Consider the following 26,189-nt stretch of genomic DNA (forward strand, 5'->3'; position numbering starts at 1 on the left):
CGGCATCCGCAATCCGACGTCCGCGAACCGGCATCACAGATGGCAGGCGCCGCGGCCGGTTTTTTCGAAGTACCGCTGGTGGTACTCCTCGGCCCGGTAGAAGGTCTCGGCGGGGACGATCTGCGTGGCGACGGGCCGCGGCAGCGTGCCGGAGTCGTTCAGCCGCTGTTTCCACGCCTCGGCGGCGGCCTGCTGTTCCGGGGAGTGGGTGAAGATCGCGCTGCGGTACTGGCTGCCCACGTCCGGCCCCTGTCGGTTCACCTGCGTGGGATCGTGCAACTCCCGAAACTGTTGGAGGAGTTGCTCGTAGCTGACCTTCGACGGGTCGAAGGTGACCTCGACGGCCTCGGCGTGGCCGGTGTCGCGGTAACAGACGTCCTCGTAGGAGGGGTTTTCGGTGTGCCCGCCGGTGTAGCCGGAGACGGCGTCGAGCACGCCGGGGGTCTTGCGGAACGCGTCCTCCACGCCCCAGAAGCATCCGGCGGCGAAGGTGGCGGTTTCGGTGTCGGGGGACGAGGCGTCGGTCATGGGGTTCTCTCCGTGGGCCGGGGCAAATGATAACCGGTTCCCCGACCGGAACCGCCGGGCGGCGGGAACGGCGGGAATCGTCGGGCGGCGGGCGGGAGCGAACCCCGAGCCGGCGTTCGGTGTCGGACGCGACGTTGACAGCGCCGCCCCGCCGGGTGAGACTGTCCGACCGGCCCGACCGCCCGTTTCCGAACCGCCCGGTTCGGACTCGAACCGGTCGGGTATCGTCCCGCCAGGGACGCGTCCCCGTAGCTCAGCTGGATAGAGCGTCGGTTTCCGGAGCCGAAGGTCAGAGGTTCGAATCCTCTCGGGGATACTAGAAAACAAGGGTGAAACAGCCGTCGGCGTGAGACAGTTGCCGACGTGAGACTTTCCGTGAGACGTTTCTCCGGGCCGACGGCGGGTAGGACGGTGCGATCTGCCGCAGGCCGGAGTCGCCTCCGTGCTCGCCGAGAACCCACGCCCGAACTGGCCGGGGAACGTGTCCAGGGGCTGCGGTCGAGCGATCCGCTCTGCCGCCGATCGGCCGTCGGCGTTCGGTCGAACCGAGAGCGTTTCGAGAAGAGTCGAAACGATCCGGTGAGCGTGGCGGGTCGACCGCCGCCCCATGTCGAGAACGGCGGCACGACGCACCGCCCGACGACCTTTTTCAAATTTTGCAACGGTGTCGCTGAGTCTCTCCGGGCGACTCGGGCGAGATCGGCCCCCAGGATCGCTCAACCGGCGGCCGCTCCTGGGTCGGGAGGACGTAACGGGGGCAGCCGCTGGACCCGGGCCCGCCCCCCGGGCTAGGCTCGTTTCCCACCGGAGACGAGCGATGCAGAGCCGAACCGCCCCGACGTCCGACCGGGACGCCCCGTTCCAGCTGATGCCGGATCTGGCGGCCTGGGAGTTCGACGCCCTGAAGGAATCGATCCGGCGTCACGGCGTGCTCGTGCCGGTGATCAAGGACGAGCACGGGATAATCATCGACGGCCACCACCGATCACGGGCGTGCCGGGAGCTCCGCCTCCGCAACGTGCCGACGATCACGCTGGCCGGGCTGACGGAAGAACAGAAGCGAGACCACTCGCTGCTGCTGAACCTCGTCCGGCGGAAGGTCACCCGGAAACAACTCCGGGCCGTCGTCGCCGCCGAGCTCCGGCGGACGCCCGAGCTGTCGAACCGCTGGCTGGCGGAAATCCTCGGCACCACCGGCCGGACGGTGCGGTCGGTGCGGAACGACTTAGTCGCAGGCGGGGAAATTCCGCACCTGACGAGCTTCCGGGGGCGGGACGGCAAGTCCTACCGCACGGCGAAGGTGTACACCGAGCGGGCCCGCCAGACGGAGCGGGCCGGGGCCGCCCTGAGAAGCCTCGGCGAGGACGCCCCCCGGCGGCCGCTCAGCCTGAAGCAGGTCGAGCGGGCGGCCAAAGCGAAATCACGCCTGGCCGGGGCGGCCGGGGCGTATCGCACGCCGGACGCCGACGCCCCCGTCCGTCTCCACCACGCCGACTTCGGGGAACTCGAGGCGGCCGCCGGCATCGGGCCCGGCTCGCTCGACCTGATCCTGACCGACGTACCCTACGGCGGCGGGTTTCTCGACCGCTTCGGAGACCTGGCGGAGTTCGCAGCCCGGACGCTCCGTGACGGCGGGGTTTTCGCCGCCTACGTCGGCGTCGTCCAGTTGGCCCGGGCCGTGGCGGAACTGTCCCGCCGGCTCGAATATCGGGCGACCGCTTTCTCATCGTGGCGGGGCGACGGGCCTGTCCTTCAGCAAGTCCAGTGCGTCACGCAAGGCGTGCCTCTCCTGATCCTCTCGAAGGGTGACTGGAACCGGACGACCAGATGGTACAACGCTTTTCATAACGAACGGGCGGAGCAGGAGCTCCACCCCTGGCAGAAGCCGCTGGCGGACGTGGAGCACTGGCTCCTGTCGTTCTCCGACCCCGGCGACCTCGTCTGCGACCCCTGCGCCGGGTCGGGCACGACCGCCGTCGCCTGCCTGCGGAACGGCCGGCGGTTCGTCGGCGGCGACGTCGATCTCGAAGCTGTAGGGGTCGCCCAGGAGCGGCTGCGGCGGGAAGGCCCGCCCCGCCCCGCCGCCGACCTCTCCCTCGGCCGACCCGGCCGACCGGGGGCGCAGGAACTCTCCGCTTAGCGACGACGGGCGTTCGGGCCGCCGCCGCAGGGCCTGCGAGACGTTCGGCCCGGGCCGGGGGTTCGTAAACGATACGGGAAGCGTGCGGCGACCGGTGCGGGAAGCGGGTCGGGGCGTGCTGGGTGCGGTGCTCGGCCTCGGCCGTTTCCGGACCCGAAGGACGCCCCAGTTAAGCCGCCCTGTCAGCGGGGCGGCGAGCCCGACTCTTTCCCTCGACCGGAGCGTTTCATGAACCCCCGCCGCAACACCCGTAAACCGAAATACTCGACCAGGACCCTACCGTACCTGAGCCCCGACCACCTCACGGAGATCGCCGACCGGGGCGACGAGTGGGACTTCAATCGTCAGCTGTGCCCCGAGGCCGTCCGGGAGCTCTTAAGCGAAGGGCACGAGATCTACCCCGTCGTTCACGAACTCCCGCACCGCCACCGTCGCTTCCAGCCCTGCGAGCCCCACGTCCGAGTCGTGTTCGAGACCGGCGGTGCGATCGGGATCGCCGACGTCCCGACGGATTACGCCCGTGACCTGCCCCGACTCCTGACCGTGATGCGGTCGGGAGAATACGCCGGCGGCGTGCTGATCCGCCCGAACGGCGAACCGCACACGTTCCTGTGTCCCGATTCGGACCCGCCGAAGGAGATCCGTCGGACGCTGAAGCACCTCGCCCGGAAGTCCCGTGACGGTCGGATGCGGGCGTTCGTGCGGCGGTGTCTGACGTCGACCGCCCTCCGGGCCGTTTGAGGTCCTGCCACGGCGGTCCGTTCGCCGTCCCGCACTGCCCCGGACGGCTCGACCGACCGGTTCTCTCCCCTTCGCCGCCGCCGAGGCGGCTTTCTTTTTATCCCTTTCAAACGAGAAACGACATGTCCGCCATTAACGCCGCCCCGACCCGCCCCGCCCCGTCCGGCGAAACCCTCCTCGAGCAAGAACGAATCATCGACGAGAGGCTCGGCGGGTACGTCGAGATCGGCCGGGCCTTATGCCGAATCCAGGACGACGGTCTGCACCCGGGAAAATTCATCGAATACGCCGTGGATCGGTTCGGCATGAAATCGCACGCCGTCTACCGGTACATCCGGGCCTCGAAGGTGGCGGACGAGCTCTCGGCCGCCGGACTCGCCCCGCCGAAGAACGTCGGTCAGGCCCACCGGCTCCACGAACTCGCAGGCGACCCGGAGGCCCAGGTGAATACTTGGCGGCGTGTCGTGGAGAGCGGCGACTTGCAGACCATGAGTTTGATCGAGCGGGCTTACTCGGAGCTTTATCCGGCCGCCCCGCCGACGTCGGATCCCGGGGAGGAAGCCCTGGGAGCCGGCAAGGTCGATCTGGATTCGGCTCGCCGGACGACGCCCCCGTCCGAGTCGCTCGACCGGCTGCGACGTGCTGCGGAGGAGCTCCGGGCCGCCCTGGGGGCGTTCGCCCCCGACGCCGGCGACGCCGAGGGCCTCACGGACGAGATCGGCCGGATCGCCGAACTCCTCGCCGACCTCCGCAGCAAGTTGGATCCGGCGGACTGATCGGCCCAAGAGCTTTTCAACCACCGCTGTTTCCGGCGGCCGTTCCTCTCCCGAGGGCGGCCGCCGTCTTTTATTTTCCATATCTAAGACTATTTTTTCGAAGCGAGACCCGACGAATGATCGAAAAATACGTTAACGCACTGTTTCACGGCTGCGGCGTGGCCGGAATGAGGCTCCTCCCGGACGACTCCGTGCCGCTGGTCGTGACTTCGCCCCCGTTCGGCTCGATCCGGGAGTACGGCGGCCACCCGTTCTACTTTCGGCCGATGGCGAGGGAGCTACTGCGGGTCGTCGACGCCGGCGGCGTCGTGTGCTGGCACGTCCAAGACCAGATCGCCGACTGCGCCGAATCGGGCGAGAGCTACCGTCAAGTCCTGTACTTCCTCGAGTTGGGCTTTCGCCTGCACACGACGCTGGCGATCGACGCCCGGGCGGGCGGGCGATTTGCGTTCCGGTACGGCCAGGCGATCCAGCACCTGTTCGTATTCTCCAAAGGACGGCCGGACGTCTTCGAGCCGATCCGTGACGTCCCCAACGGTGACGCCGGGAAGTTGCGAGTCTTCCGAGACCGGGACGCCGACGGGCGGCGGTCGGCCCCTCGGACGGTTCGGATCTCCGAGTACCGGAAGAGGGGGACTGTCTGGACGTACCGGCGGAACCGGAGCTCCGACGGGGCGGCGAAGGTTCACCCGGCGACGATGCCCGAGGCCCTCGCCCGGGACGTGATCCGCACCTGGTCTCGGCCCGGACAGCTCGTCCTGGATCCGATGTCGGGATCAGGGACGACCGCCAAGGCGGCGTCGCTCGAAGGTCGGCGTTACCTCGGCTTCGAGGTCAACCGGGAGTACCACGACTTCGCCGCCGGCCGCTTGGAGGCGGCGAACGGGCTCTCCGCATCTCGGCGGTCGGGCGGGAGGACGAACGACGGGGGGCCGACGCCGTGATTATTAACGCCCCCCGCAGCCCGGCCGCCGACCGCCGCCGGGTGCGGGGGCACCGTTTGAGCCCGTTCCGCCCGCCGCTTCCCGTCCGGGAACTTTAATAACGCCTCGAACGGGTTTGCCGTTAAGCTTCGACGCCGCAAAGACTTAGACCGTATTGCCGCCGCCGCCGTCGACGCCTCGCCCTCTCGGCCTGACCGTCTTCCGTCGGCCGCCGAGACCGCAGCTTCGTTACCCCTGCGTTCTTCTCGTAGTCACGACGAGAAAGCTCGCACGGCGAAGCATACATAATAAAACGAAGGAGGACGTCATGAACGACTTAATGGGACTCGCCGAGGTCAGCAGGCTGCTCGGCGTCAGGAAACACAGGATCAGCTACGCCCTGGACAACGGTCTGCTCCCCGAGACGGCCCGGATCTCGAACAAGCGGGCTTTCTCGCCCGACGACGTGCGGCGGCTGGCCGAACACTTCGAAGTCCCCCCGCCCGATCTGCGAGCCGACAATCGTTCCTCGGGCCCCGCCCCCGCCGCAGTTACAAGTTTGCAACTGAAACCCGACGACCGCCAAGAGTGAAACCATCTATCTAACAAGTATACCGCAACTATCACACACACGAACGAACAGGCACGCCGAAATCCCCGACACGCCTATTGTCTTCGCCGACATTCTCGGCATAATATAGACGCACTTCAAGAAGGAACGACATGGGATGGACGAAGGACGAGAATTGCCGAAGGAAAGCGATTCGAACGTGGCGGTTGCTCTACAAAGAAAATAGGGAACGCCCGATCCGATACTGGGGGACGCTGCACATTTCGTGCAATTTCGATCTGGCGAAGTTGAGGCGTGGGCTGTCGCTGGCCCACGGGAAGGGCGAGATCCCGGCCACGTTCGCCAAGATCGAGCAGACGAAGCGGGCCGTTCGACCGCACCTACACCTCCTGTGGCACGACGACCCCGACAAGCCGAAGCTGCGACGCACGCTCGTCGGACTTCTCGAATGGCAGGGAGTGCCGAGCCGTCGGATCAGACTGTCCGTCCAGAAGATCGACAACGGCGAGGCGGTCTTCCGGTACGTCTCCAAGGCGAGAACGAATTGCACGGACGAGAAACGGACGACGTTCCACGTAGGGAAGTTCTTCCACAAGCCGACCAAAGAGATCCTTAAGAAGACTCCGAGGGAGATTTGGGAGGCCAAGATTCGGCACGTCATGCGTGATCCGGTGGCCTTCCATTGCATCCTGACCGGGGCCGTCAGTCGGGAGGAGGTTGCCAATCCCCGCTGGGTCTCCTACTGGAAGCGGGTCGGTTGGCATCACCACGAACCCCATTGGCGGACAGGACTTGGTTCGACGCCTGAGGATATCTGCTCCCCACTATCGGAAAGCCATCCCGCCTGACGCACCGCAACTGAAGCTAAGGTCGCCGAGTCTGTTGCTACATTCCTTGCTCAGAGTTGCCTCATCTGGGTGAGGGCGGCTTGACAGAGCTCGGTACGGAGGTCGGCGACGACGAAGAAAAGGGCGGTGTGTCCAACATCTTCAGCAAGCTGGCGGGCACCGTACTGATTGAGACCGCTGTCGACGACACGACAACTTTCACGACCTTGAGACCGACACTCACGTGTTGCCCCCGCCACATTCAGTTAGTGGGCTACTTCGCCGAGCTTTCTCTGGAGTTCGACGACGAACTCCGACACTCCATCTTTCTTCTTGCTTCCCCACGGAGTTGCTCGCCAACCGGAAAACGTCACATGGACTTCGTGTCTCGCACGGGTCAGTCCCACGTAGAACAGCCGCCTCGGTTCCCGTTTAGAATCGACGGAAGTCTCTTTATAACCTGGGATGATCCCCTGATCCATGCCGAACAAGAAAACGATGTCGAACTCAAGTCCCTTCGAGGAATGAAGCGTCATGAGATTCAGGTGGTTGGGCGTTCCGCCCTGTCCGCCGAAACGTGCAGCCGTCCAGTCTTCCAGTTTTCCGCCTGAGCCACAGGCCGCAAGCAGATTGTCCAGCGTCTTCGTTTCCTGCTGCATTGTTGGGTCGGCAGACAGATGAGAGCGAAGGCAAGAGGCAGACAGTGCCGACAGCCATGATCGGAAAGGCATGTCGCCGACGCCAAGGTTTCGTAGACAGGCCACGAGGTCGTGGACGGCCTCCAACCGATTGCGTTCGCTCGTCAATGTACGATTAAAGGACAGGTAGTCAGAGACGATTGCTCTCAGCGAAAGCGATTCGTCCTGCCTATTCGTGTCACACCAGGCTGCGCAGTCTTCAAGCCACCGGGTAAGCGGCGTCTTGGGGTACGCTCCGTTTCCGTCGATCCGGACGAACTCCGTTCCGGCCACCGCTGCCTGCTGGGCAATTACGTCGCCTTCGTTCTTGGTCCGATAGAGCACAGCGATCTCACCGAGAGAGCTAGCCACGCCCGACTCGAGAACCTCAGGTATCAGGGCGTCAACGATAGACCTAGCCTGATGCTCCAAGCCCTTTCTGCACAGATGAAAGTCGACAACTCCAACGGCGTCGTTATTCGCCCTATAGCCTCTCGCCTCTCCTATAGCGATCTCCGAGGCGGCAATAATGCTCTGTCGGCTCCGGTAGTTAAGCTTAAGAGTCACGCTCTCCACGTCTGGCCGAATGGCGAGACGCCTGAGAAGCTCAGGCTTCGCTCCGGTAAATCCATAGATCGACTGGTCCGGGTCACCGACGGCGAAGAGCCGAGAGTTCGGCTCATCATGCCGGAAGCACAGGTTGAGTACAATCCGATGAAGGGGTACTCCAAGGTCTTGATATTCGTCAACCACCACTACAGGGAACTTCGCCCTCAGAGCCCGCCGCACCCATCGATGCCTCTCGACCAGACGAAGCCCTAACAGCATCATGTCGTCATAGTCGATAAGGCCGCTTCTCCGAAGCTGCCTTTCGTGCTCCTCGATGATCAGTGCGGCCTGTTCGTCGGCTCCGTACCAATCCTCAGCGTCTCGATCGAGATGAACCCGACGATACTTCGTGCAGCGGACGCTCCACGTGCGTGGATTCTCGTCAGAGCTGATAACCTTTGCCACCCCTTTAGCGAAGCACACCTCTGTCTCGTGATCGGTCGCAACTCTGATCGGACTCCCGATATCAAGGCCTGCCAACTTGGCGAACGGACGAACAATATTCTGGAAACAAAAGGCGTGCACCGTACCGACGAATATTCGGCCGCTTGATTGAACGCCGAGTGGGTTGAGTCTTCGCTTAAGCTCTCTTGCACATTCGTTGCTGTACGTAACGCATGCTGCACCACGGGGAGCTTTTACGTCTTCATACGCAATGCGGGCGAACTTCGTTGTCAGAACCTTCGTTTTTCCGCTTCCTGGACCAGCGAGAACTATGAAGTTACCTGTCGATTCATAGGCCACCCGCTGCTCATCGTTAGCGGCGAACTGCTGAGAAGCACGTTGATATGCTGAGGACGACATTTCACAATTGCCCTATGACGTGCCCGATAGCGTTCTTGATAGATGCGGGGCAAGCCTTCGCCTTTCCTTGCAGGATATTTGAGGAAAGCCGTTGGCTGAATCGTCCTTTCCCGACGTCTTCGATGTCGGAGAGAAACCGAGCCTCGTCAAGTGACGACCTGTCGTCACGCCAGCTTCTCGCCCGCTCCTTTGCCTTAGAATTCGAAGTTAGCTGTTCTATTGCCGTAGTAACACTAATGTGTCTGCCGCACCGGAACAGGGCGACTTCGAGAGTATGGTGTGTCACGAAGACTCCGTTGTCCTCGGCTTCGGCGAAGAGGTCTCTCGTTGACTTCGGATAGTCCCGATCGGGGAACAACGTGTTTACGATAGTGCGAACCCTGTTTGCGGCCCGGCATTCTTTATCCGGACGGGGATCTTCGTCCGTGACGACTGAGAACGGGATGCCCAGTCCTTCTTCGCTCAGCAGCTTCACATACGGCACGAAGTTCGTTCCTGATACTGAGCAGACGGAGATTCCAAGCTCGTCAAGGTCATGGCCCAGAAGCCTTGCCAACGCAGGTATCAGATACTCCTCAGCCTCTCCTTCTACCAGAATGACGCCCCTAGCGAACAGAAGCTCTCCACGAGTCACGTCTAGATAGCGTTCCAGATCGTCAATCTCCGTTGGGGTGAGCCCCGCACCGATCATCGAACTAGCGACGGAATGCGATGAAGCGTTGTGTTTGCGCAGCAGAACCACTGAATCAAGTGGACTAACGCTGGCGATGTGAGGGGAGTGAGTCGTGAGGAGAACTGTTCTATTCGGCTCGTTTCCCTCGTCCTGGGTCAGAAGATGACCCCTCGGTCGGAGAAATGATCTGAAAACCCGACGCTGCACATGGGGATGCAGATGAGCTTCCGGCTCTTCGATAGCCAAAAACCCGTGATCACGAACCTTTTCGCTGACTTCGAGCCCCAAAGACAGGATCTTCAAGGCTAGGTAAAGCAGGTTTGATGATCCCAAGCTCGCCTCGGAGACCCCCCTTAGACCGTCATCTATGAAGACTCTTAGGGTACGTATCAGACGATCTGCGTCTGTTGGTGCGAACGCAAGCGAAGGGGAGTCCGAGTGAGACGTACCGACGAGCACTGTCAACGCTTGCTTGATCTCGTCGGAGAGGCCTTTGACTTCGCTAGTCTCTGCCACGGCGTTCGCCGCTTCGGTCATCGCCGCTGCGAGTGCTTCCTTCGCATCGTCGTCCATATCGCCAGAAAGCGAGTCGAGCAATGGGCGCAGCGGCGACCGACGCCAGTTCGCAAGGTCAGATTCTGCATCTCGGAGTGCAGGAAGGAGGTCCATCGGTAGACGCCGCCGAACATCTGACGAGATAAGTCGGGCAGAATCGTCACCGCCGTAGACGGAAAAGTCGTAATCGGATTCTTTAGTCGGTCCCCTATCCAGATCCAACTTTGGGAAGAACGCATATGTCAGCCGAGCGACCATGGGGGAGTGAGAGACTAAGTAGTCACTCAAAACGGCAAGCTGCCTTACGTTATCCTCAAAGTTGGCTAGATCAATCGAGATAGTGATCTGTGCGTCCGCCTGAAGGGGCTTCGCCCCATCCCAGAAATCTTCCAGCCGCAGTCTTCGAGCACTGTCAGGAAGCGACGGGTCGAGGATGAGGCGTATAGCGTGCAGAAAATTAGACTTCCCAACCCGGTTCTCGCCGACGATGACGAGGTTCGGGCCGACCTCAACGTCTAGTTCGCTGAAGTTGCGGAAGTTCTTGATCCGGATTCGAGAGATTTGCATGGCTATGTAAATGTCGTGCTTAGTCGGCCGCACAGGCGTTCAACCGCTCCCGCCGCTGTTCCCAGTCGGGCATCAGGGCATGGAGAAAACGGTAAAAGGCTGGACCGTGGTGGTGTTCTCTCAGGTGGCACAGTTCGTGAACGATCACGTACTCGATGCACCGCTTGGGGGCGACGATCAGGTCGGGGTTCAACAGGATTCGGCCGTTCGTGGTGCAACTGCCCCAACGATTCTTCATCCGACGAATCGTAAAGCCGTCCGGATCGATGCCGTACCGTTCGGCCCTCGCCGCCATCGCCTCGAACTGCTCGCAGAACACCGCTTGGGCTCTCCGGCGAAACCATGCGACGACAAGCGGTCGGATGCGATCCTTAGCACCCGCATCCGCCAGCGTCACGTTGATCTGTCCCCTCGCCATCTTGACCGACTCGCTTTCCCCCTCGTGGACCCGCAGGCGGTACTGTCGACCCAGATAGCGGTGCGACTCGCCGCTGACGTAGCGGCGGGGCGGCAGCGTCGGCAGATAGTTCTCGAAGAATCGCTGCTGCTCGACGATCCACGCCGCCCGTTTGCGCACTTTCCGCTCTACGGCGTCGTCCCCGGCGTCCTTGGGGGCCGTCACCACCACCGAAAGGTCGGGGTGTACGTCGATCGCCAGCGTCTTGCGGGCCGAATAGGAGAGTTGAAACTGGATCCGCTTGCGGCCGTACTGGATTGCCAGCTGCCGGGGACGACCGTTGCCTCGGGGGCCTTCGTCTAAGCTGATCATCCCTGCACCTCCCGCCGCCGGGCCACCCGCAGCAGGCCGTCGGCGATTTCGTCGATGTCGTCTCCGGTCAGCGGCAACTCGTAGCGGCCCTTTACGGCGAACATCAAATCGTCGAGGTCGTTGCGGATCGCCTTCTCGACGTCCGGCTTTTCGGCCCAGTCCCGAATCCTGTGCTCGTCGATCAGCCGTTTGGCTTTGAGAGCTGTCTCGGCGGCGATCCCGGCGAGATCGTCCCGTTTCTCGCTCGCCAGCGATCCGAACGCCTCCTTCAGAATCCGGAAGTACGCCCTCGCCTCCGGATCGCTCCTCAGCTGGTCGGGAACCTCCTGCGAACCCTGCCCCTTCGCCTCGGCGTAGGCGGCGAGCATCCGCTTGAGGTATTCCTCTTCGGAGAGCCGCTTGTCGAGGTACTCCCGGATTGCCTCATCGATGACCTGGGACAGTTTCTTATAGAGAACTGGGTCGTCGTCCATCCTTTCCGTACAGGTCTTCTTGACCCGGCTGGCGATAAAGTCCGCCTTCGCCGCCGCTCCCTCGATCTCGTCCAGTTCCTCGTCGAGGTCGTCCACCTCAAAAATATTCACCGGCTCGATCACCCGCCGGACCTCCTCCGCCCCGACGTACTTGTCGATCATGTTGCGGATCTGGTCTTCGTACTCCCGGTAGTCGACGGCTTCGTTATACCGCTGCTTGACGGCCGTTCTCAGCCCACGGAAGTACTTCAGGTCGTCGACGTACCGCTGGACGGTCTCCAGGGGCGTGGTCTCGTGGAACCTCGCCGACGACATCGCCAGTTGCAGCGTCTTGGCGAAGGCGTTGAGCGTGTCGTAGAACTCCTGCCGCACGTCTTCCGGCCGCAGGTGCTGCTGCATCGCCTCGGCGTCCTTCTTGTTCGCCACGCCGGCGAAGACCGACCAGACGTTCGTGTGCCGCTCGGGGAGCTTGGAGACCTCCTCTGACAGGTCTGTGAACGTGCCATCGATATCCTCCTCGTCGAACCCGGCGAGAGCGTCGTACTGGTCACGAGCTTCAGTCAACGCCCCGAAGATGCCCCGGTAGTCGATCACCAGCCCGAAGTCCTTCCCCTCGAACAGCCTGTTCACCCGGGCGATGGCTTGCAGGATGTTGTGCTCCTTCAGCCGCTTGTCGACGTAGAGCACCGTATTGCAGGGGGCGTCGAAGCCGGTCAGCAGCTTGTCCACGCAGATCAGAATCTCCGGCTCCGCTCGCTTCTCGAAATCTTCGATAGATTGCTCAACGTACCGCTTCTCGCTGGTGTACCGCTGCATCATTTCCATCCAGAACTTCTGGATCTCCGGGATGTCCTCTTCGTCGATCGTTTCGTTGTCCTCCCGGGTGTCCGGCGGCGAAACGATTACCCGGGTCGAAACCTTCCGTTCCGGATACTCCCGGCCGATCTCCTCGAACAGACGGTGGTACTTGAGGGCCGCCGCCTTGCCGGAGACAGCGAACTGGCCTTTGAAGTTCGTGCCCCGGAAGTTCTCGGCGAAGTGAGTGGCGACGTCGAAGGCGACTTCGTACAGCCGCTCGGAGGTTTTGGTCAGTTCCTCCTCACGGCGGAACTTCTTCTTCAGGTCGACCTTCTGTTCGTCGGAAAGATCCCGGGTGATTCGGTCGAACCATTTGTCGAGCTGCCGCTGGTCGCCAGAAAGCTCCGACATGCGCCCTTCATAAAGGATCGGGGTGACCGACCCGTCCTCGACCGCCTGCCGCATCGGGTATGCGTGGATGAAGCCGCCGAACTTCGTGGCGGTGCTCTTCTCGGCCTTCAGCAGCGGCGTGCCGGTGAAGCCGATATAGCAGGCATTGGGGAAGACCTGCTTCATCTTGGCGTGGGCCAGCCCGTACTGGCTGCGGTGGCTCTCGTCCACCAGCACGAAGACGTTGCTGCTTTCGTCCCGCAGATTGTGCGTGCCGGCCGCTGACTCGAACTTGTCGATGATCGTCGTGATGACGTCGGCCTTGCCCTGAGAGATCAGGTCGACCAGGTGCCGCCCGCTGTCCGCCTTCTCGACCCCCTTGCCGCACGCCTTGAATGTCTTCCAAATCTGATCGTCGAGGTCGACCCGGTCGGTGACGATCACGACCCGGGGATTCTTGATCGACGGCTCCAGCGACAACGCCTTGGCGAGCATCACCATCGTCAGGCTCTTGCCCGAACCGGTCGTGTGCCAGATCACCCCGCCGGGCCGCTTTGCGTCCCCCTTCGAACTGGTGACCCTAGCTATCGTCTCGTCGATGGCGAAGTATTGTTGATAACGGGCGACCTTCTTGACCGCTTTGTCGAAGACGACGTAGCGGTAGGTCATCTCCAACAACCGCTCCGGACGGAGCAGGCAGTACAGCAGCCGGTCCTGCTCCGAAGGCAGCCGGTCGCCCGCTGCGAGGATCTCCTCCATCTTCGCCGCCACGTGAGGCTTCCGGCTCGACATGACCCGCCGCTTCTGGTCGGCCGTCAGCGGCGTATTGATCAGCTTGGCGAGCTTCAGGTCGAGGTCGCCAGCGTTCTCCTCCCTCCAGATCGACCAGAACTTCCTCGGCGTGCCGGTCGTGGCGTAACGCCCTCCATTCTGGCAAACGGCCAGCAACAGCTGCGACGTGACGAACAGTTGCGGGATCTCGGCGTCCCGCTGGTTGCGGAGCTGCTGGCTGACGCCCTCGCCGAGAGCGTCCTTCAGGTCGGGCCTTTTGCACTCAACTACTACCAACGGGATGCCGTTGACGAACAGCACGAGATCAGGCCGTCGGGTCTCGTGCGACGCCGTCCGCTCAACTTCGAACTCGTCGGCGACGTGGTAGACGTTGTTCCCCGGGTTCTCCCAGTCGACGTAGCGGATGTCGAAGCTGCGGCGGTTGCCGTCGATCGTCTGCTCGACGGACTTCGGCCGGGTGATCAGGTCGAACGCCTGCTCGTTGGCGTCGATCAGCCCGCCGGTCAGCGGCACGTTCGTCAGAGCGTCGACGGCGTTGCGGAGGTTCGCCTCGCTGAACGGGTGCGTCCGGCCCTTCAGCGTGATGGCGTTTTGCTTCGCCAGCCATTCGGCGAGGATCGATTCGAGCACGACCCGGCTGCGTCGGCCGCCCCGCAGGTCGAGCGTCTCCTCCGGCGTCAGGTACTCGTAGCCGACCTGTTGCAAAAGTTGTAACGCAGGTAGATGCGAGACGAGATCTTCGAGGAACTCGCTGACGGCCATCGGTCAGTTCTCCGCCGCTTCGATGGTCATTTCATTTACCCTCACCTTGCCGGTGAGGAGTTGCTGCATTAGCCCACGCTTTTGCCGAGATAGACTTGCCTTTCTACGCCTCAACAAGCTGATTCCCTTTGACGCTGCGTCCAGGACGCCACACGCCTCGACTTGCTTCTCGAGGGGCGGCAGAGTGAGCCAGAACGCATCGAGATCGTTGCGGTTGATCTTGGGCATGCCTGTTCGAGCGGAGACGCTAACGGCGTACTTTGTGAAATGACGAGACAACATGGAGTAATACAAGAAGCCCGGCAGGACCCGACTTTCGTCGCATTCAACAGGATACATGTCCGCACTGCAAATTCCTGCACGCCTTGGATAACACACCTTCGCCAAGTGCGGGCGAATCTTACTGTATAACACGTGATTTTCCGCAAACAGATATTTACCGCTGGTCTGCCGATCTTCCTTTGCCGTCCTCACGCCAAGCAACTCGCCAGTCGCCTTTGCGACATTGCCGGGGCCAATATGAATCATATCGCAGTAAGGCTTTACTTTTGGATCAACCTGTCCTTCAACAACCTTACAGACAGACTTGAATCGCACCTTCTCGCTCTCTGACACTTTGTCGGTGAGCAGCAGTTGCATGAGGGCTTGTTTTTGTTTCCTCTTGGTGGCGATCAGCTTCTCGGTCAGTTCCATCGCCCGATCCCACGTCGAGAGAACGGCGGCGATTTTGCGTTGTTCGGAAAGGGGCGGCAAAAGCAGCGGAATTCGTCGAATGATCTGCTGATTCAACGACAACATCGTCGAACCGAGTGCATGGCGAACGATCCACTGTGCGTGTACATCATCCTGCAACAGAAATGAGATGAAGCGAGAGTCACATCTAACATCTGGAAGCCGTAGAGCAATTCCGTCAGAGCCGAGGAACCACCCATCTTGCGACCCCGTAACTCGTGCAGATCGATCGACGGCTCCCTTTCGCCCGAAGACAATATCCCCTTCCCGAAGCACATACTGCGGCATTCTCGATGTCACTGAAACGTTAACACGAGGCGTATGCTTCTTAACTGATATAAACCCCTTGCGGATCTCCCCCGCCGAAATAAGGGGCACTCCATCCTCGGTGTATTCAGAAGCTTTAAGCAGCGTCCCAAAAGGACCGGTCGTGATGTCGCCGCCAAATTCAGCGATCACTTCGCCAACGGTAGTTCGAGTCCAGTCGTCCAAACGAGTCACGATCCCCACTCCCGCAGGTAGCCCTGCATCTGCTCGTCGACCTCAGCCAACTCCGCATCCAGCCGGTCGATCTCCTCCTGCACCGCCCGGATATCGATCTCCTCTTCCTCCTCGAAGGTGTCTACGTAACGAGGGATATTGAGGTTAAAGTCGTTCTCCTCAATCTCGGTGACGCCGGCGACGTAGGCGTACTTGTCTACGTTCTGCCGTACTTGGTACGTGGCGACAATCTTCTCAAGGTGCTCCTCACCGAGCCGGTTCTGGTTCTTGCCGTCCACGAACTCCCGGCTGGCATCAATGAACAGCACCGTGTCGTCAGCCTTGCCCTTTCGGAACACGAGCACGGCGGCAGGAATGCCGGTACCGTAGAAAAGTTGGGCGGGCAGTCCAATGACCGCATCGAGCAGGTTCTCCTCGATCAGCTTCCGGCGGATCTTCCCCTCGCTTGATCCCCGGAACAGCACGCCGTGAGGCACTACCACGATGACCCGCCCGTTGGTCTCGGTGATCGTCTCGATCATATGGCTGATGAAGGCGTAGTCCCCCTTGCTCTTGGGAGGCACACCCCTGTGAAAACGACGATGTTTGTCGGCCTCCGCTTCGTCTTGCCCCCACTTGTCGAGCGAGAACGGTGGGTTGGCGACGACGACTTCGAACTTCATCAGCCGGTCGGAGTCGAGCAGCTTCGGCCCTCCAATCGTGTCACCCCACTCAATGCGAGCGTTGTCCATCCCGTGCAGAAACATGTTCATCTTCGCCAACGCCCAGGTCGCCCCGTTGGCCTCCTGCCCGTAGAGCGAGAAGTCGGGGCCGCCCACCTGTCGCCCGCACTTGATCAGCAGTGACCCCGACCCGCAGGTCGGGTCGCAGATCCGTTCGCCCGGCTGCGGATCGACCAGCCGGGCGATGAGCTGCGAGACTTCGGGCGGCGTGTAGAACTCCCCCGCCTTCTTCCCGGCCCCGGCGGCGAAGCGGCCGATAAGGTATTCGTATGCGTCCCCGATGATGTCCAGATTGCCAACCCGACTGGGCCGCAGGTCGAGTCGGGGGTCAGAGAAGTCTTCCAGCAGCGATTTCAGCCGCACGTTCCGCTGCTTCGTTTGGCCAAGGCTGGCCTCAGAGTTGAAGTCGATGTTGCGGAAGACGCCCTCCAGCTTCTCCTTGTTGGCGTCCTCGATCTCGTCGAGGGCTTCGTTGATGATCTCGCCGATATTGTCGGCCTTCCGCTGCTCGTAAAGCGATTCGAATGTGCAGTCGGCGGGGAGCACGAACCGCTCCCGGGCCAGCCGCCGCCGGATGCGTTCTTCGTCGTCGCCATACTCCTCCTTCAGCTTCTCGTAGTGGTCCCGCCACACGTCCGAGACGTACTTCACGAACAGCATCACGAGGATGTAGTTCTTGTACTCCGCCGGATCGACCGTACCCCGAAAGGTGTCGCACGCCTTCCAGAGGATGCCGTTGATCTCCGCCTGTGAGATCGTCCCCGCCTGCCGACCGTCGTTCGCCATACCGTGTTCGTGCCGCTGGGATCGTAAAACTTGACCGTGCAGTACCATCACCGTACTGTCAGGCCGTTGTCCCCACAAACGAATGGCAGGGCGGTGGGATGCGATTCGGCGAGCGAGTCCGGCAGTTGCGGAAGGAACGAAGCCTGACCCAGCAGAAGCTGGCCGAACGGCTCTCCGTGAGCCTCTCCTACGTCAGTAAAGTCGAGAACGAACGCCTGAACGCCGGCGACTACCCCAGCGAGGCGTTCGTGCGAAAGCTCGCCGAGGCACTCGACGCCGACGTGGACGAACTTCTCATCCTGACCGACCGGGTGCCGGAGGCGATCAGGCGGCGGGTGATCGAGCGGCCGGAAGCTTTCCGTATTGTCGCCGAACTGAGCGACAGTCGGCTAGATGCACTCCTTATGCAGCTTCACAACGCCCGGGCCAACTAGACCCGGCCTGCCTTACACTTTGAAACGAGCTATGCCCCAGACGACTCCAGCGAAGGTCACAGCCCCGATCAAGGCGTTCTGTCACGAGCTCGCCCCTGGATCTTCTCCTGTTTTCGTGTCCGCTGAAAGCGTGGCAGGCACTTGCGTCAATGAATGTTTTGACAACGTAGAGCTTTCCATAAGCAGGAACGGTGGAGAAGCTGTCATAGGCTGGACAATTTGGGATACAGACGGCGTGCTGCTTGAAGCGGAACGTCACGCTGTCAGAAAGCAGCCGGACGGCGAACTGATTGATCCGTCGCCACGGGTAGACGGCGAAGAGCACCTCCTATTTCTGCCCGACCCGAGTGCTATAGACGATGGCGGCGTAACCCCTAGCCGTCATTACCCGCTCGTCGATTGGCCGGAGGTTGAGGGATATGTGCAGAGTTGTGAGCGGTACTTCCAACTCAAGATGGACTACCACCCCCAATCGCCTCCCGAGGCAGCTTTGGCTCCGGTAGCGGTGGAGATGGAGCGACGACAGAAAGAACTTCAACAGCGAATCGTTCAGGAACAGGGGCTGCGTTCGCTGCTGTCAGAAACGACCCTCTCCCTAGAGGAGGCCGTGTCTAGATTCAATGAAGATCCGTCCGACGTTCAGGCGAGTTCCGCCGCTGCACGACACGCTGCCGCTCAAGGAGATTTCTCGGAGGCGTTTGATTTCCTTCTCCGTAGCTCCGAGACAGGTCCGCAAGCTGCAAAGGACGTGGGTGAGACGTTCCGCTTGTTGCTCACCCTTTGCCAGGATAAGGGGCTTGTGACTGAGTCCCGCAATCAGTGGAGCATGTTTTTGAACTAGATCGTCACAGATGTTTATTGGCAGTGCGAGGGTCGTCGTGCCCGCCGCTTCTGACCGGACCGGGATGGGTTGTCGTCATCGGCACCCCGAGTCCCAAACGGAAGAACGGCAATGGCTTCTCAAGACGACATTCGCACGCAGATCACGCAGCAGATCGTCGAGGCCCTCGAATCGGGCGACGTGCCGCCCTGGCGGCGGCCGTGGGCGGGCGGCGGGCTGCCGCAGAACGCAGCGACGGGCAACCGCTACGGCGGCGTCAACGTCCTGCTGCTGCAACACGCCTCGCTGGACTCCGGCTTCGCCTCGCCGCTCTGGGCGACTTACCGGCAGTGGCAGTCCGCCGGCTGTCAGGTCGGGCGGGGGCGTCGGGGCACCAAGATCGTCTTCTATAGGCCCCTTACAAAAGTTGTAACGGACCGGCGGACCGGTGAGGAGCGGGAGGAATCATTCCCGCTGCTGAAGACCTACAGCGTCTTCAACCTCGATCAGGTCGAGGGCGAGGTGGTCGAACGGCTGCGGGCCGAGCACGCCGGCCCGATCCGGGCGGACTTCGTCGACTTCGGACCGGCCGAGGAAGCGATCCGTGCGACCGAAGCCGACGTTCGGTTCGGCGGCGACCGGGCGTTCTACGACCGGACGGGGGACTACGTCCAAATGCCCCACAAACGACAGTTCGATCCGCCGCACGAGTTCTATACCGTCCTATTTCACGAACTGGCGCACTGGTGCGGCCACCCGCTACGGCTGAATCGGGCTGCCGGCGACCGGTTCGGCGACTCGAGATACGCCCAGGAAGAGTTGGTCGCTGAACTGACTTCCGCCTACCTGCTCGCCGAGACCGGCGTGCCTCAGTCCGACGATCTGGGCGGCCACAACGCCTACGTCGCTTCGTGGCTGAAGGCCCTCCATAACGACACCCGGTTCATCTTCAGGGCGGCCACGGCGGCGAGCAAGGCGGCCGACTACGTGCTCGACTTCAGCCGCCGGCCGGTCGCCGTTGCGGCTTGACGGCGATTCTCCTCAAAGGGGCGGCGACGGCGAGTCGCCGCCCCTTTTTTCGCAGCGTCGGAACGGACCGCCGCCAGTTCTCCGTCACGGCATCCCGGCCCCGAACGGAGAACGCAATCGGTGGCGACGAAGACTCACCTCGGCGATCTGAGCTTGGCGGAAGCGGCGGAGTACGCCGCCGGCAACTGGCAGCGGTTCGACAGTTTCGTTTGGCGGCGAGCCGACGAACTCGAAGACGCCGACCGGTGGACGATCCACTACACGCATCATCGGGACAGCGGACTGCTCGACCAGTCCAACGCCGAGCAGATCCGGCAAACGCTCGGACCGTTCGCCGAAGGCGACGATCCCGACGTGGTGACGGAGACCCACAGCCATTGGGCGGTCGGGCATATCGACGGCTTCAGCCTGCGGGTTTATCGGGCCGACGAGATCACGGAAGCGTTTCGGACGTTCCACCGACTCATGGAGTCGCTGGCCGACTACCCGATCCTCGACGAAGGGCACTACGGCGAGCTTGAGAGCGAAGCGACTTTTGAGAACGTCGAGCAGGCCGCTTGGTCAATCCGGCAGGACTACGACGTGCCGGACGACTGGCACGAGACCGTCTTCGGCTGGCTACGCACTCATCGACCGTGTTCGCTCGAAAACGTGGACGATCAGGGAGGCTGGCCGGACGACGACGACCTGGAAGCGGCCTTCGACGCCCTCGACTTCGCCAAGCTGACGGCGGCCTAAACGGACCGGGACGGGAGGGCGTCGGCGAACCGACACGCCGACGCCCCCTCCCCCGCCGCCGAGCGTCCGAAGTAAAGGTCTACGAGATCGAGCAGTACGAACTGCACACCAGCGTCTTCCGGGTCGAGGCGGACTCGGCGGCGGAAGCGGTCGCCCGACTGCTCGGCGGCGACGGCGAGCTGCTCGACGGTTCGCCGCAGTACGTCGAGGCGGCGGAACAGTTCGGCCTGCCGGTCGAGGAGCACCGGGAACTCGCCGACGGGCTGAAGCGGCTCGGGGTGTCCGTCGGCGGTGCGGTCATCCCGTCGATCCGGCACGTCACAGTCGCTGAACGGACCGGCGGCTGAACCGGCGGGGGAGGGTTTCGTTCCCGAACTCTCGGCGGCGGCGACCCTATTGACATTTCGCCGCCGGACCGGACCAATCGCCCCGAACAGCGAGAGACGCTCATGACTGCGGAAACCGCCAAGGACGTGCAGGACGTGAGGCCGACGAGCCTGTCGCACCTCATCGGCAACGACCACGTTAAACGGCAGGTACAGGTCGCCCTCGACGCCTCCTTTGAGGACCGGGTGCGGTTCCCCGACACCCTACTGACCGGCCCGCCGGGCATGGGGAAGTCGAGCTTGGCTCACGTGATCGCCGAGGAGCTTGCGACTGACTGTCACGAGACGCTGGGTCAGTCAGTATCCGGGGCGGCGGAACTCAACGCCCTGCTGCTCAGTGCGAAGGACGGGGAGTTGATCCACATCGACGAGGTTCACGAACTTCCGGTCGAGCAGCAGACCGCCCTGTTCCTCTGCCTTGACCGCCGGAAGCTCACGGTCGCCAACCGAACCGGGGCGGTCTCGATCCCGCTGGCGAATTTTTCGCTGCTTCTCTCGACCACCGACCCCCACAAGGTGCTCCAGCCGCTGCGGGACCGGATGCGGCTAACCCTCGACCTCGACTACCTGATCGAAATTGAACTGGCCGAGATCGTCCGCCACCGCAGCCGGGCACTCGGCTGGGAGATCGCCGACGGCGTCGCCGCCGAGATCGCCCGCCGGGGCCGGGGCACGCCACGGATCGCCCTCCGCATCCTTCAGTCCGCCCGTCGAGTGTCCCGCAGCGAAGGCGAGGCCGTCGTCATGCCGGACCACCTTCGATTGGCGTGCGATCTCGACCGCATTGATGACATGGGATTGACCGGTCAGGAGCAGAAGTACCTGGGACTGCTGGGCGACGGCCCGACCCGCCTGAACGTGCTGTCGTCCTGTCTCGGGATACCGAGCAGGACGGTCAGCGAGGTCGTCGAGCCGTTCCTGATCCGCTCAGGACTCGTGGTGAAGGACGACGGCGGCCGGCGAACGTTGACTGCCGGCGGGGCGGACCACCTGTCTCATTTGCGGAAGACCGATGTCTAAATCTCGAAACGAACGTGTCGCCATGACGAACGAAACTCCCTCGATCGTGAACGTGACCGAGATGGCCCGGATGGTGGGGCTATCCCGCCAACGTTTCTGGCAACTGGCCGCCGAAGGCGTGTTTCTCATGCCGATCTACGACGTTCGCAGCCGCAGGCCGTTCTATGACGACGAGATGCAGGAGACGAACCTGCGGGTGCGGAAGACGAACTACGGCCTGAACGGTCGCCCCGTTCTGTTCTACGCCCGGCGGACGCCGACCAAGCCGAAGCCCGAACCCAGTCGGCGGCGGTCCGTTTCGCCAAAAGCCCCCGCCCCGAAGTACGAGTCGCTGGTCGAGGGACTGAAGGGGCTGGGCATGGCGTCGGCCACGGCGGCTCAGGTCGAGGCGGCGTTAGAAACTTTGTACCCCTCCGGCCCGCCCGCCGACGAGGGCGAGACGCTGCGGGCGGCGTTCGTTCACCTGATGCGGCGACCGGACCGGGCGGAAAAGGTGGAGAGATAAGAGGCATTGACTCCCGAGTTTTCGCCCCCCGGCGTCGCATTCCCGTCAGATTCACGTCTCAATCAAGGTGCTAAACCGTGAAGTATTGGGGAGATAAGGTTTTCGACGGACTGCGGGTCGGGCCGGACGAGGCGGGCCGGCTGAACGGCTTCCTCGACGCCCACGACTTCGCCCCGGCGACCCGCCGAGGCTTCACGCTCGACGTGCGAAAGTTCGCCCGCTGGTTCGCCGAGGCCAACGGCGAGCGGTTCGAGGCGGGCCGGGTGACGACCCGAGACGTGACCGACTTCAAGAGCCATCTGCGACGGGACGCCGGGCTGGCGGTCGCCACGGTGAACCGAAACCTCGTGACGCTGCGGCGGTATTTCGGCTGGTTGGTGGATGCAGGAGTGGTTCCGACCAACCCCGCTAGGCCGGTCAAGGAGCTGCGGCGTCAGCAGCTTGCTCCCAAGGGTTTGGACCGCACCGTCGTGAGGAAGCTGCTTCGGGAAATCGAGCTACGGCAGGACGTCCGAGCCGGTGCGATCTTCTCGACGTTGCTCTACACCGGCTGTCGGGTCTCAGACCTGGTCGCCGTCGAAACCACGGACCTCCAGATGAGCGACCGGAAGGGCGGCGTCACCTTCCGTCACGGGAAGGGCGGCAAGCAGCGGACGGTGCCGCTTCCTCTTCCGGCTCGCACCGTCCTCCAAGCATATCTCGATGCCCGGCCGCCCGTAGATTCTCACAGAGTGTTCGTCGGCGAGCGGGGACCGCTGACCGACCGGGGCGTCCGAGCTTTGTGCGACAAGTACAGCGTGATCGTGGGTCTGAAGCTGACGCCCCATTTGTTTCGCCACACATTCGCCCATCAATACCTCGACGACAACGAGAACGACCTCATTGGATTGGCCCAGATCCTCGGCCACGAGAACGTCAACACGACGGCGAGATATACGAAGCGGACCGACGCCGCCCTGGCCGACGCCGCCGAGCGGGTGACTTATTGACGGCGTCGTCGTCGCCGGCGGGTCCGGTCACGTGCGGGGCGAAGCGGATCGACCCGTCGCCGGAGCGAAAGACGGCGTGAGTTGCGGCCTGCTCCGCCGCCGGCGGGGCGGGCGGACCCGTTCCGAAGGGTGTCACTCCAACCCGACATCCCAAGGTCACGAACGATGAAAAGTTATTGCGTCCGGCAGGGTCAGGGCGAGATCGGCGTCGTCGAACACGAAGGACGCACGTTCGCCTGCGGCGGGGCCTCCGTGACGGGACGGGAGATCGCCGCTTATACCGTTATGGACCGCCGGAAGGTCCGTTTAGCGACCTGGTGCGGTCGGATCATGCTCGATTGCCGCAACGTCGTCACTCACCGCTACTGCGACGGGGCGGTCGCCGTCGTGTTCTCGCTGACGCAGGGCCGACACATCGTCGGCTTCGCCCTCGGCGAGCACGGGATGCTGTTTCGTGGCGAACTCATCGAGGGGCACGACTTCGACGAGGCGTCTCGGCAGGCCCACGCTCTCGCCGAGTACTGGTCGGAGCGGGATCAGGAGGACGAGTTGAGCGAAGCGGATTGAGAGCGGACCGGCCGGCGGGAGCGTCCCCTGACCTCCCGCCACAAGGCATCCCGATGTCCGCCAGTAGCCGACCGCTTTTTCCGCTTGGACAGACCGTCGCCACCCCCGCCGCCCTGGGCCTTCTTCAGGATCATGGCCGGACGCCGATTGAGTTCCTGACTCGCCACCGCAGCGGCGACTGGGGCGACCTCTGTGCCGAGGACAGGACGACGAACGAACAAGCGTTGGCGGACGGCTGCCGCATCCTCTCGGCGTACAACCTAGGCGACGGCAACTCGAAAGTCTGGATCATCACCGAGGCCGACCGCTCCTGCACGACCGTCCTGCTGCCGGACGAATACTGACAGGATCGGCGGCAGGCGAATCCCGAGCGGACCGAGCGGCGAGACCGTGTCCGCCCCCCGACGACGCCGAACGGAAGGAACGAACCGCCGCCGGTTTTGTTGCAAATGTGAGCATGCACCAATTCCGGAGGCGATTCGTGCGGACGGTTTTTCGCCCCCGCCCCGTCGGCTGAGTTCGTCTTGCTGCACGTTTGTAACATCATGACTCGCAACACAACCTCGTTCTTCTGGCAAAGCCGATTCGACGAAGTTATACTACGGCAACTTGTAGGGCCGTGCGGACCATAAAGATCTAGCAGGCACGAGAATTGTACGGAGCGGCGGCGATACGCCTGCGGCCTGACGTAAGACGTTTTCCGAAGCAAAGTCCGGTCGGAGGAAATCGCCCCGCAGACGTCCCGCCCGCCCGACAGGGCTCGACGGCCCTACAAGCAGGACGGGGCGAACCGCCTCGTCCCGAGATTTGAAACGCAAAACAAGAACGGCGGGCGCAAGACGACGCCCCCGGAGAACGCTAAGGATGAGACAATTATGAAGGTTATCTGCTGTTCGGAAGGAGAGAGCGACCTGTGGCACCCGAAGAGGCTGTTGCAGACTTTGCAACGAGAGTGCGGATGGGTCAAACGACTCAGCGTCACGAAAGCCTGTCCCCTCAGGGCGACGGCGATCGAGGTGTACAGCGTCCTTAACTATAAATACGGACACGCCGACTATCAAAAGGGGAGGCGTGTCCGGCGAGACATGTCGATACGAGCGTTGTGCGAACGGGCCCGCCTGGGCGAGACGGCGTTGCGGAATGCGTTGCGGCAGCTGGTCGATCTCGACCTCGTCGTGGCGTTGACCGACGGCAGGGGACGCCGCAGTTGGCAGCGGGGGGACGACTGGCCGGATTGGGTCCGCCTGAGCGATAAGGGCAACGAACTCTTCCACGTGTACGTTCCGTCGGACTTCGAGGCGGAATGCGAACGAAACGAATGGAGGGTCTATCTGTGGTTGCTCCACCTCGGCCAGAAGCACCACACGACGACGCCCGAATTCTTTCAGCGTGGCATCGCCACGTCGTTGGGCCTGTCACGGCGTGGGGTCATCGACGCCCTGGGCCGCCTTGAACGACGACGACTCATCGAGAGGCACGGCAGCCGCTACACGTTGTTGCCGGCCCGGATGGCGACGCCTCAGGACGTCGGCGTCGTTCCTGAGCCGACCTCGAAACCGAAGCCTAAGCCGAAGCCCAAAACCGAACCGCAACCGTCGAGGACGACGAGTTCTACCGCAGACTGGATGATCAGGCAGTTGGGAGATGATTACCTAGACCAAGTGGCTCGTATCGAGGCCGTCCGCAGCGACCTGACGAGGTTGCCGGGCGTCGCAGGACTGAACGACTGGGCGAAACTCACGGCTGAGATTGTGAACGACATCAAGCACCAGAGGAACGATAAGACCAGAAGACTGAGAGCTGAGTGCGTCGCCCACGTCATGGAGCGGACCACGGCCAAAACCGGGCCGGAACTGCTGCAAGCCGTCATGGACATGTGGCGAGACTCTGCCTACGGCAGGCACTCGTTCGAATCGGTGCGGACGACGGAACATGGGGGTTCGTGATCTGCACAGGGGGGTTCGTGATCTGCACGCCCCTGCGGTGCGATTTGCACACTGCGACCGCTTAGTTTGCACAATCGGCCTGGGCGATCTGCACACTACTTATAAATTATAGAAGAAAAGAAAGTAATAGAAGGGGCTGCCGCCCGATTTGCCTACGGCGGAAAGGAAGCGGGGCGGCCGCCCCGCACCCCGCAACGTCGTCTTCGTTCAAAGCAAATCGTCCTCTTCAGTTTCGGTCAGTCCCGCCGCAGTCCCCCTACTCCCCTTCAGTTCAAATCGCTCATCCAGTCCCGCCGCAGTCCTCGTCGAAGACCGGTCGTCCCGCCCAGTGCCGACGATTCCTTCCCGCCCCGCCGCATCTCTCCCTATCTGTCAGCCTCAGTTCGCAGTTTTGAACAGAAAGTCCTTCCGCCCCAAGCCTCCTGCCCCAGTTTTTCCGCCGCATCCGCTTGCAATTTTGTAACTCAGATCGTCGGCGGACGTGCGTCGGTTCCGGCACCGACGCTTCAGTTCGAAAGCCGCCCGCCGCCCGCCGCCCGCCGCCAAGCCGTGAAGCCGTGAAGCCGTGAAGCCGTGAAGCCGTGAAGCCGTGAAGCCGTGAAGCCGTGAAGCCGTGAAGCCGTGAAGCCGTGAAGCCGT

At 62.6% G+C, this 26,189-nt stretch carries 24 protein-coding genes and 1 tRNA gene; 17 read left to right on the top strand and 8 right to left on the bottom strand.

Annotation, left to right across the window (positions count from 1 at the left end):
* Positions 1-33: 33 nt before the first annotated feature.
* Entirely contained in the window at positions 34-528 is a 495-nt protein-coding gene (gene msrA / locus ACG2DA_RS03975) for a peptide-methionine (S)-S-oxide reductase MsrA (protein WP_395254174.1), read from the bottom strand.
* 242 nt (positions 529-770) lie between these two features.
* Here msrA and ACG2DA_RS03980 point away from each other — a divergent pair.
* The 7 genes from ACG2DA_RS03980 to ACG2DA_RS04010 all read left to right on the top strand — a co-directional run bounded on the left by ACG2DA_RS03980 (position 771) and on the right by ACG2DA_RS04010 (position 6,527).
* Positions 771-844: transfer RNA gene (locus ACG2DA_RS03980), tRNA-Arg, on the top strand.
* Between the two features lie 501 nt (positions 845-1,345).
* Positions 1,346-2,668, top strand: coding sequence for a DNA methyltransferase (locus tag ACG2DA_RS03985; RefSeq protein ID WP_395254175.1), 1,323 nt, complete (start codon positions 1,346-1,348; stop codon positions 2,666-2,668).
* Positions 2,669-2,896: 228 nt separating this feature from the next.
* Positions 2,897-3,409 carry a hypothetical protein gene (locus tag ACG2DA_RS03990; RefSeq protein WP_395254176.1) on the top strand — a complete coding sequence of 171 codons (513 nt, stop codon included), beginning with the start codon at positions 2,897-2,899 and terminating at the stop codon, positions 3,407-3,409.
* A 122-nt stretch (positions 3,410-3,531) separates the two neighbouring features.
* A complete protein-coding gene (locus ACG2DA_RS03995; protein ID WP_395254177.1) occupies positions 3,532-4,185 on the top strand; it encodes a hypothetical protein in 654 nt (217 codons plus the stop codon).
* 167 nt (positions 4,186-4,352) lie between these two features.
* Entirely contained in the window at positions 4,353-5,129 is a 777-nt protein-coding gene (locus ACG2DA_RS04000; RefSeq protein ID WP_395254178.1) for a DNA-methyltransferase, read from the top strand.
* 307 nt (positions 5,130-5,436) lie between these two features.
* On the top strand, positions 5,437-5,700 hold the full coding sequence (locus ACG2DA_RS04005) for a MerR family transcriptional regulator (protein WP_395254179.1): 264 nt from the start codon (positions 5,437-5,439) through the stop codon (positions 5,698-5,700).
* 131 nt (positions 5,701-5,831) lie between these two features.
* Entirely contained in the window at positions 5,832-6,527 is a 696-nt protein-coding gene (locus tag ACG2DA_RS04010; protein ID WP_395254180.1) for a hypothetical protein, read from the top strand.
* Between the two features lie 245 nt (positions 6,528-6,772).
* On the opposite strand, the gene ACG2DA_RS04015 is transcribed toward ACG2DA_RS04010, so the two are convergent.
* From ACG2DA_RS04015 to ACG2DA_RS04040, 6 genes are read right to left on the bottom strand one after another with little or no spacing between them, the layout of a single operon-like run.
* On the bottom strand, positions 6,773-8,596 hold the full coding sequence (locus ACG2DA_RS04015) for an ATP-dependent helicase (RefSeq protein ID WP_395254181.1): 1,824 nt from the start codon (positions 8,594-8,596) through the stop codon (positions 6,773-6,775).
* A gap of 1 nt (position 8,597) precedes the next feature.
* On the bottom strand, positions 8,598-10,391 hold the full coding sequence (locus tag ACG2DA_RS04020) for an ATP-dependent nuclease (protein WP_395254182.1): 1,794 nt from the start codon (positions 10,389-10,391) through the stop codon (positions 8,598-8,600).
* A gap of 19 nt (positions 10,392-10,410) precedes the next feature.
* Positions 10,411-11,160, bottom strand: coding sequence for a M48 family metallopeptidase (locus ACG2DA_RS04025; protein WP_395254183.1), 750 nt, complete (start codon positions 11,158-11,160; stop codon positions 10,411-10,413).
* Entirely contained in the window at positions 11,157-14,375 is a 3,219-nt protein-coding gene (locus ACG2DA_RS04030; protein WP_395254184.1) for a type I restriction endonuclease subunit R, read from the bottom strand. Before ACG2DA_RS04030 ends, ACG2DA_RS04025 begins: the two co-directional genes overlap by 4 nt.
* Before the next feature lie 3 nt (positions 14,376-14,378).
* Positions 14,379-15,566 (bottom strand): restriction endonuclease subunit S, encoded by a 1,188-nt coding sequence (locus ACG2DA_RS04035; RefSeq protein WP_395254185.1) that lies wholly within the window; start codon positions 15,564-15,566, stop codon positions 14,379-14,381.
* Positions 15,567-15,604: 38 nt separating this feature from the next.
* Positions 15,605-17,116, bottom strand: coding sequence for a type I restriction-modification system subunit M (locus ACG2DA_RS04040; RefSeq protein WP_395254186.1), 1,512 nt, complete (start codon positions 17,114-17,116; stop codon positions 15,605-15,607).
* 98 nt (positions 17,117-17,214) lie between these two features.
* On the opposite strand from ACG2DA_RS04040, the gene ACG2DA_RS04045 reads away from it, so the two are divergent.
* The 4 genes from ACG2DA_RS04045 to ACG2DA_RS04060 all read left to right on the top strand — a co-directional run bounded on the left by ACG2DA_RS04045 (position 17,215) and on the right by ACG2DA_RS04060 (position 20,137).
* Complete coding sequence (locus ACG2DA_RS04045) at positions 17,215-17,550, top strand: helix-turn-helix domain-containing protein (RefSeq protein ID WP_395254187.1); 336 nt, start codon at positions 17,215-17,217, stop codon at positions 17,548-17,550.
* Positions 17,551-17,581: 31 nt separating this feature from the next.
* Positions 17,582-18,391 carry a hypothetical protein gene (locus tag ACG2DA_RS04050; RefSeq protein ID WP_395254188.1) on the top strand — a complete coding sequence of 270 codons (810 nt, stop codon included), beginning with the start codon at positions 17,582-17,584 and terminating at the stop codon, positions 18,389-18,391.
* Between the two features lie 111 nt (positions 18,392-18,502).
* Positions 18,503-19,399: an ArdC family protein gene (locus ACG2DA_RS04055; protein ID WP_395254189.1), complete on the top strand. Its 897-nt coding sequence runs from the start codon at positions 18,503-18,505 to the stop codon at positions 19,397-19,399.
* A gap of 120 nt (positions 19,400-19,519) precedes the next feature.
* The gene (locus ACG2DA_RS04060; RefSeq protein ID WP_395254190.1) at positions 19,520-20,137 is read left to right on the top strand and encodes a hypothetical protein; all 618 of its coding nucleotides are present in this window, start codon (positions 19,520-19,522) and stop codon (positions 20,135-20,137) included.
* On the opposite strand, the gene ACG2DA_RS04065 is transcribed toward ACG2DA_RS04060, so the two are convergent.
* A complete protein-coding gene (locus tag ACG2DA_RS04065; protein WP_395254191.1) occupies positions 20,134-20,454 on the bottom strand; it encodes a hypothetical protein in 321 nt (106 codons plus the stop codon). The genes ACG2DA_RS04060 and ACG2DA_RS04065 overlap by 4 nt on opposite strands.
* Before the next feature lie 132 nt (positions 20,455-20,586).
* On the opposite strand from ACG2DA_RS04065, the gene ACG2DA_RS04070 reads away from it, so the two are divergent.
* From ACG2DA_RS04070 to ACG2DA_RS04095, 6 genes are all read left to right on the top strand, one after another.
* Positions 20,587-21,543, top strand: a complete 957-nt coding sequence (locus ACG2DA_RS04070) for a Holliday junction DNA helicase RuvB C-terminal domain-containing protein (protein ID WP_395254192.1) — start codon at positions 20,587-20,589, stop codon at positions 21,541-21,543.
* A 22-nt stretch (positions 21,544-21,565) separates the two neighbouring features.
* Positions 21,566-22,048, top strand: coding sequence for a helix-turn-helix transcriptional regulator (locus ACG2DA_RS04075; RefSeq protein WP_395254193.1), 483 nt, complete (start codon positions 21,566-21,568; stop codon positions 22,046-22,048).
* Between the two features lie 77 nt (positions 22,049-22,125).
* A complete protein-coding gene (locus tag ACG2DA_RS04080; protein WP_395254194.1) occupies positions 22,126-23,037 on the top strand; it encodes a tyrosine-type recombinase/integrase in 912 nt (303 codons plus the stop codon).
* Positions 23,038-23,202: 165 nt separating this feature from the next.
* A complete protein-coding gene (locus tag ACG2DA_RS04085; protein ID WP_395254195.1) occupies positions 23,203-23,604 on the top strand; it encodes a hypothetical protein in 402 nt (133 codons plus the stop codon).
* Positions 23,605-23,657: 53 nt separating this feature from the next.
* Positions 23,658-23,948, top strand: coding sequence for a hypothetical protein (locus ACG2DA_RS04090; RefSeq protein ID WP_395254196.1), 291 nt, complete (start codon positions 23,658-23,660; stop codon positions 23,946-23,948).
* A gap of 531 nt (positions 23,949-24,479) precedes the next feature.
* Entirely contained in the window at positions 24,480-25,550 is a 1,071-nt protein-coding gene (locus tag ACG2DA_RS04095; protein WP_395254197.1) for a hypothetical protein, read from the top strand.
* The last annotated feature ends 639 nt before the right edge of the window (positions 25,551-26,189 follow it).

Origin of the sequence: Alienimonas sp. DA493, from assembly GCF_043951915.1 — a bacterium.
GTDB lineage: Bacteria > Planctomycetota > Planctomycetia > Planctomycetales > Planctomycetaceae > Alienimonas.

Bases quoted from the DNA above. Each gene is read 5' to 3' on its own strand.
- ACG2DA_RS04070 (WP_395254192.1), top strand. From the start codon at position 20,587: ATGACTGCGGAAACCGCCAAGGACGTGCAGGACGTGAGGCCGACGAGC.
- msrA (WP_395254174.1), bottom strand. From the start codon at position 528: ATGACCGACGCCTCGTCCCCCGACACCGAAACCGCCACCTTCGCCGCC.
- ACG2DA_RS04000 (WP_395254178.1), top strand. From the start codon at position 4,353: ATGAGGCTCCTCCCGGACGACTCCGTGCCGCTGGTCGTGACTTCGCCC.
- ACG2DA_RS04050 (WP_395254188.1), top strand. From the start codon at position 17,582: ATGCCCCAGACGACTCCAGCGAAGGTCACAGCCCCGATCAAGGCGTTC.
- ACG2DA_RS04015 (WP_395254181.1), bottom strand. From the start codon at position 8,596: ATGTCGTCCTCAGCATATCAACGTGCTTCTCAGCAGTTCGCCGCTAAC.
- ACG2DA_RS04005 (WP_395254179.1), top strand. From the start codon at position 5,437: ATGAACGACTTAATGGGACTCGCCGAGGTCAGCAGGCTGCTCGGCGTC.
- ACG2DA_RS04025 (WP_395254183.1), bottom strand. From the start codon at position 11,160: ATGATCAGCTTAGACGAAGGCCCCCGAGGCAACGGTCGTCCCCGGCAG.
- ACG2DA_RS04040 (WP_395254186.1), bottom strand. From the start codon at position 17,116: ATGGCGAACGACGGTCGGCAGGCGGGGACGATCTCACAGGCGGAGATC.
- ACG2DA_RS04030 (WP_395254184.1), bottom strand. From the start codon at position 14,375: ATGGCCGTCAGCGAGTTCCTCGAAGATCTCGTCTCGCATCTACCTGCG.
- ACG2DA_RS03990 (WP_395254176.1), top strand. From the start codon at position 2,897: ATGAACCCCCGCCGCAACACCCGTAAACCGAAATACTCGACCAGGACC.
- ACG2DA_RS04055 (WP_395254189.1), top strand. From the start codon at position 18,503: ATGGCTTCTCAAGACGACATTCGCACGCAGATCACGCAGCAGATCGTC.
- ACG2DA_RS04090 (WP_395254196.1), top strand. From the start codon at position 23,658: ATGTCCGCCAGTAGCCGACCGCTTTTTCCGCTTGGACAGACCGTCGCC.
- ACG2DA_RS04075 (WP_395254193.1), top strand. From the start codon at position 21,566: ATGACGAACGAAACTCCCTCGATCGTGAACGTGACCGAGATGGCCCGG.
- ACG2DA_RS04085 (WP_395254195.1), top strand. From the start codon at position 23,203: ATGAAAAGTTATTGCGTCCGGCAGGGTCAGGGCGAGATCGGCGTCGTC.
- ACG2DA_RS03995 (WP_395254177.1), top strand. From the start codon at position 3,532: ATGTCCGCCATTAACGCCGCCCCGACCCGCCCCGCCCCGTCCGGCGAA.
- ACG2DA_RS04010 (WP_395254180.1), top strand. From the start codon at position 5,832: ATGGGATGGACGAAGGACGAGAATTGCCGAAGGAAAGCGATTCGAACG.
- ACG2DA_RS04095 (WP_395254197.1), top strand. From the start codon at position 24,480: ATGAAGGTTATCTGCTGTTCGGAAGGAGAGAGCGACCTGTGGCACCCG.
- ACG2DA_RS03985 (WP_395254175.1), top strand. From the start codon at position 1,346: ATGCAGAGCCGAACCGCCCCGACGTCCGACCGGGACGCCCCGTTCCAG.
- ACG2DA_RS04045 (WP_395254187.1), top strand. From the start codon at position 17,215: ATGCGATTCGGCGAGCGAGTCCGGCAGTTGCGGAAGGAACGAAGCCTG.
- ACG2DA_RS04020 (WP_395254182.1), bottom strand. From the start codon at position 10,391: ATGCAAATCTCTCGAATCCGGATCAAGAACTTCCGCAACTTCAGCGAA.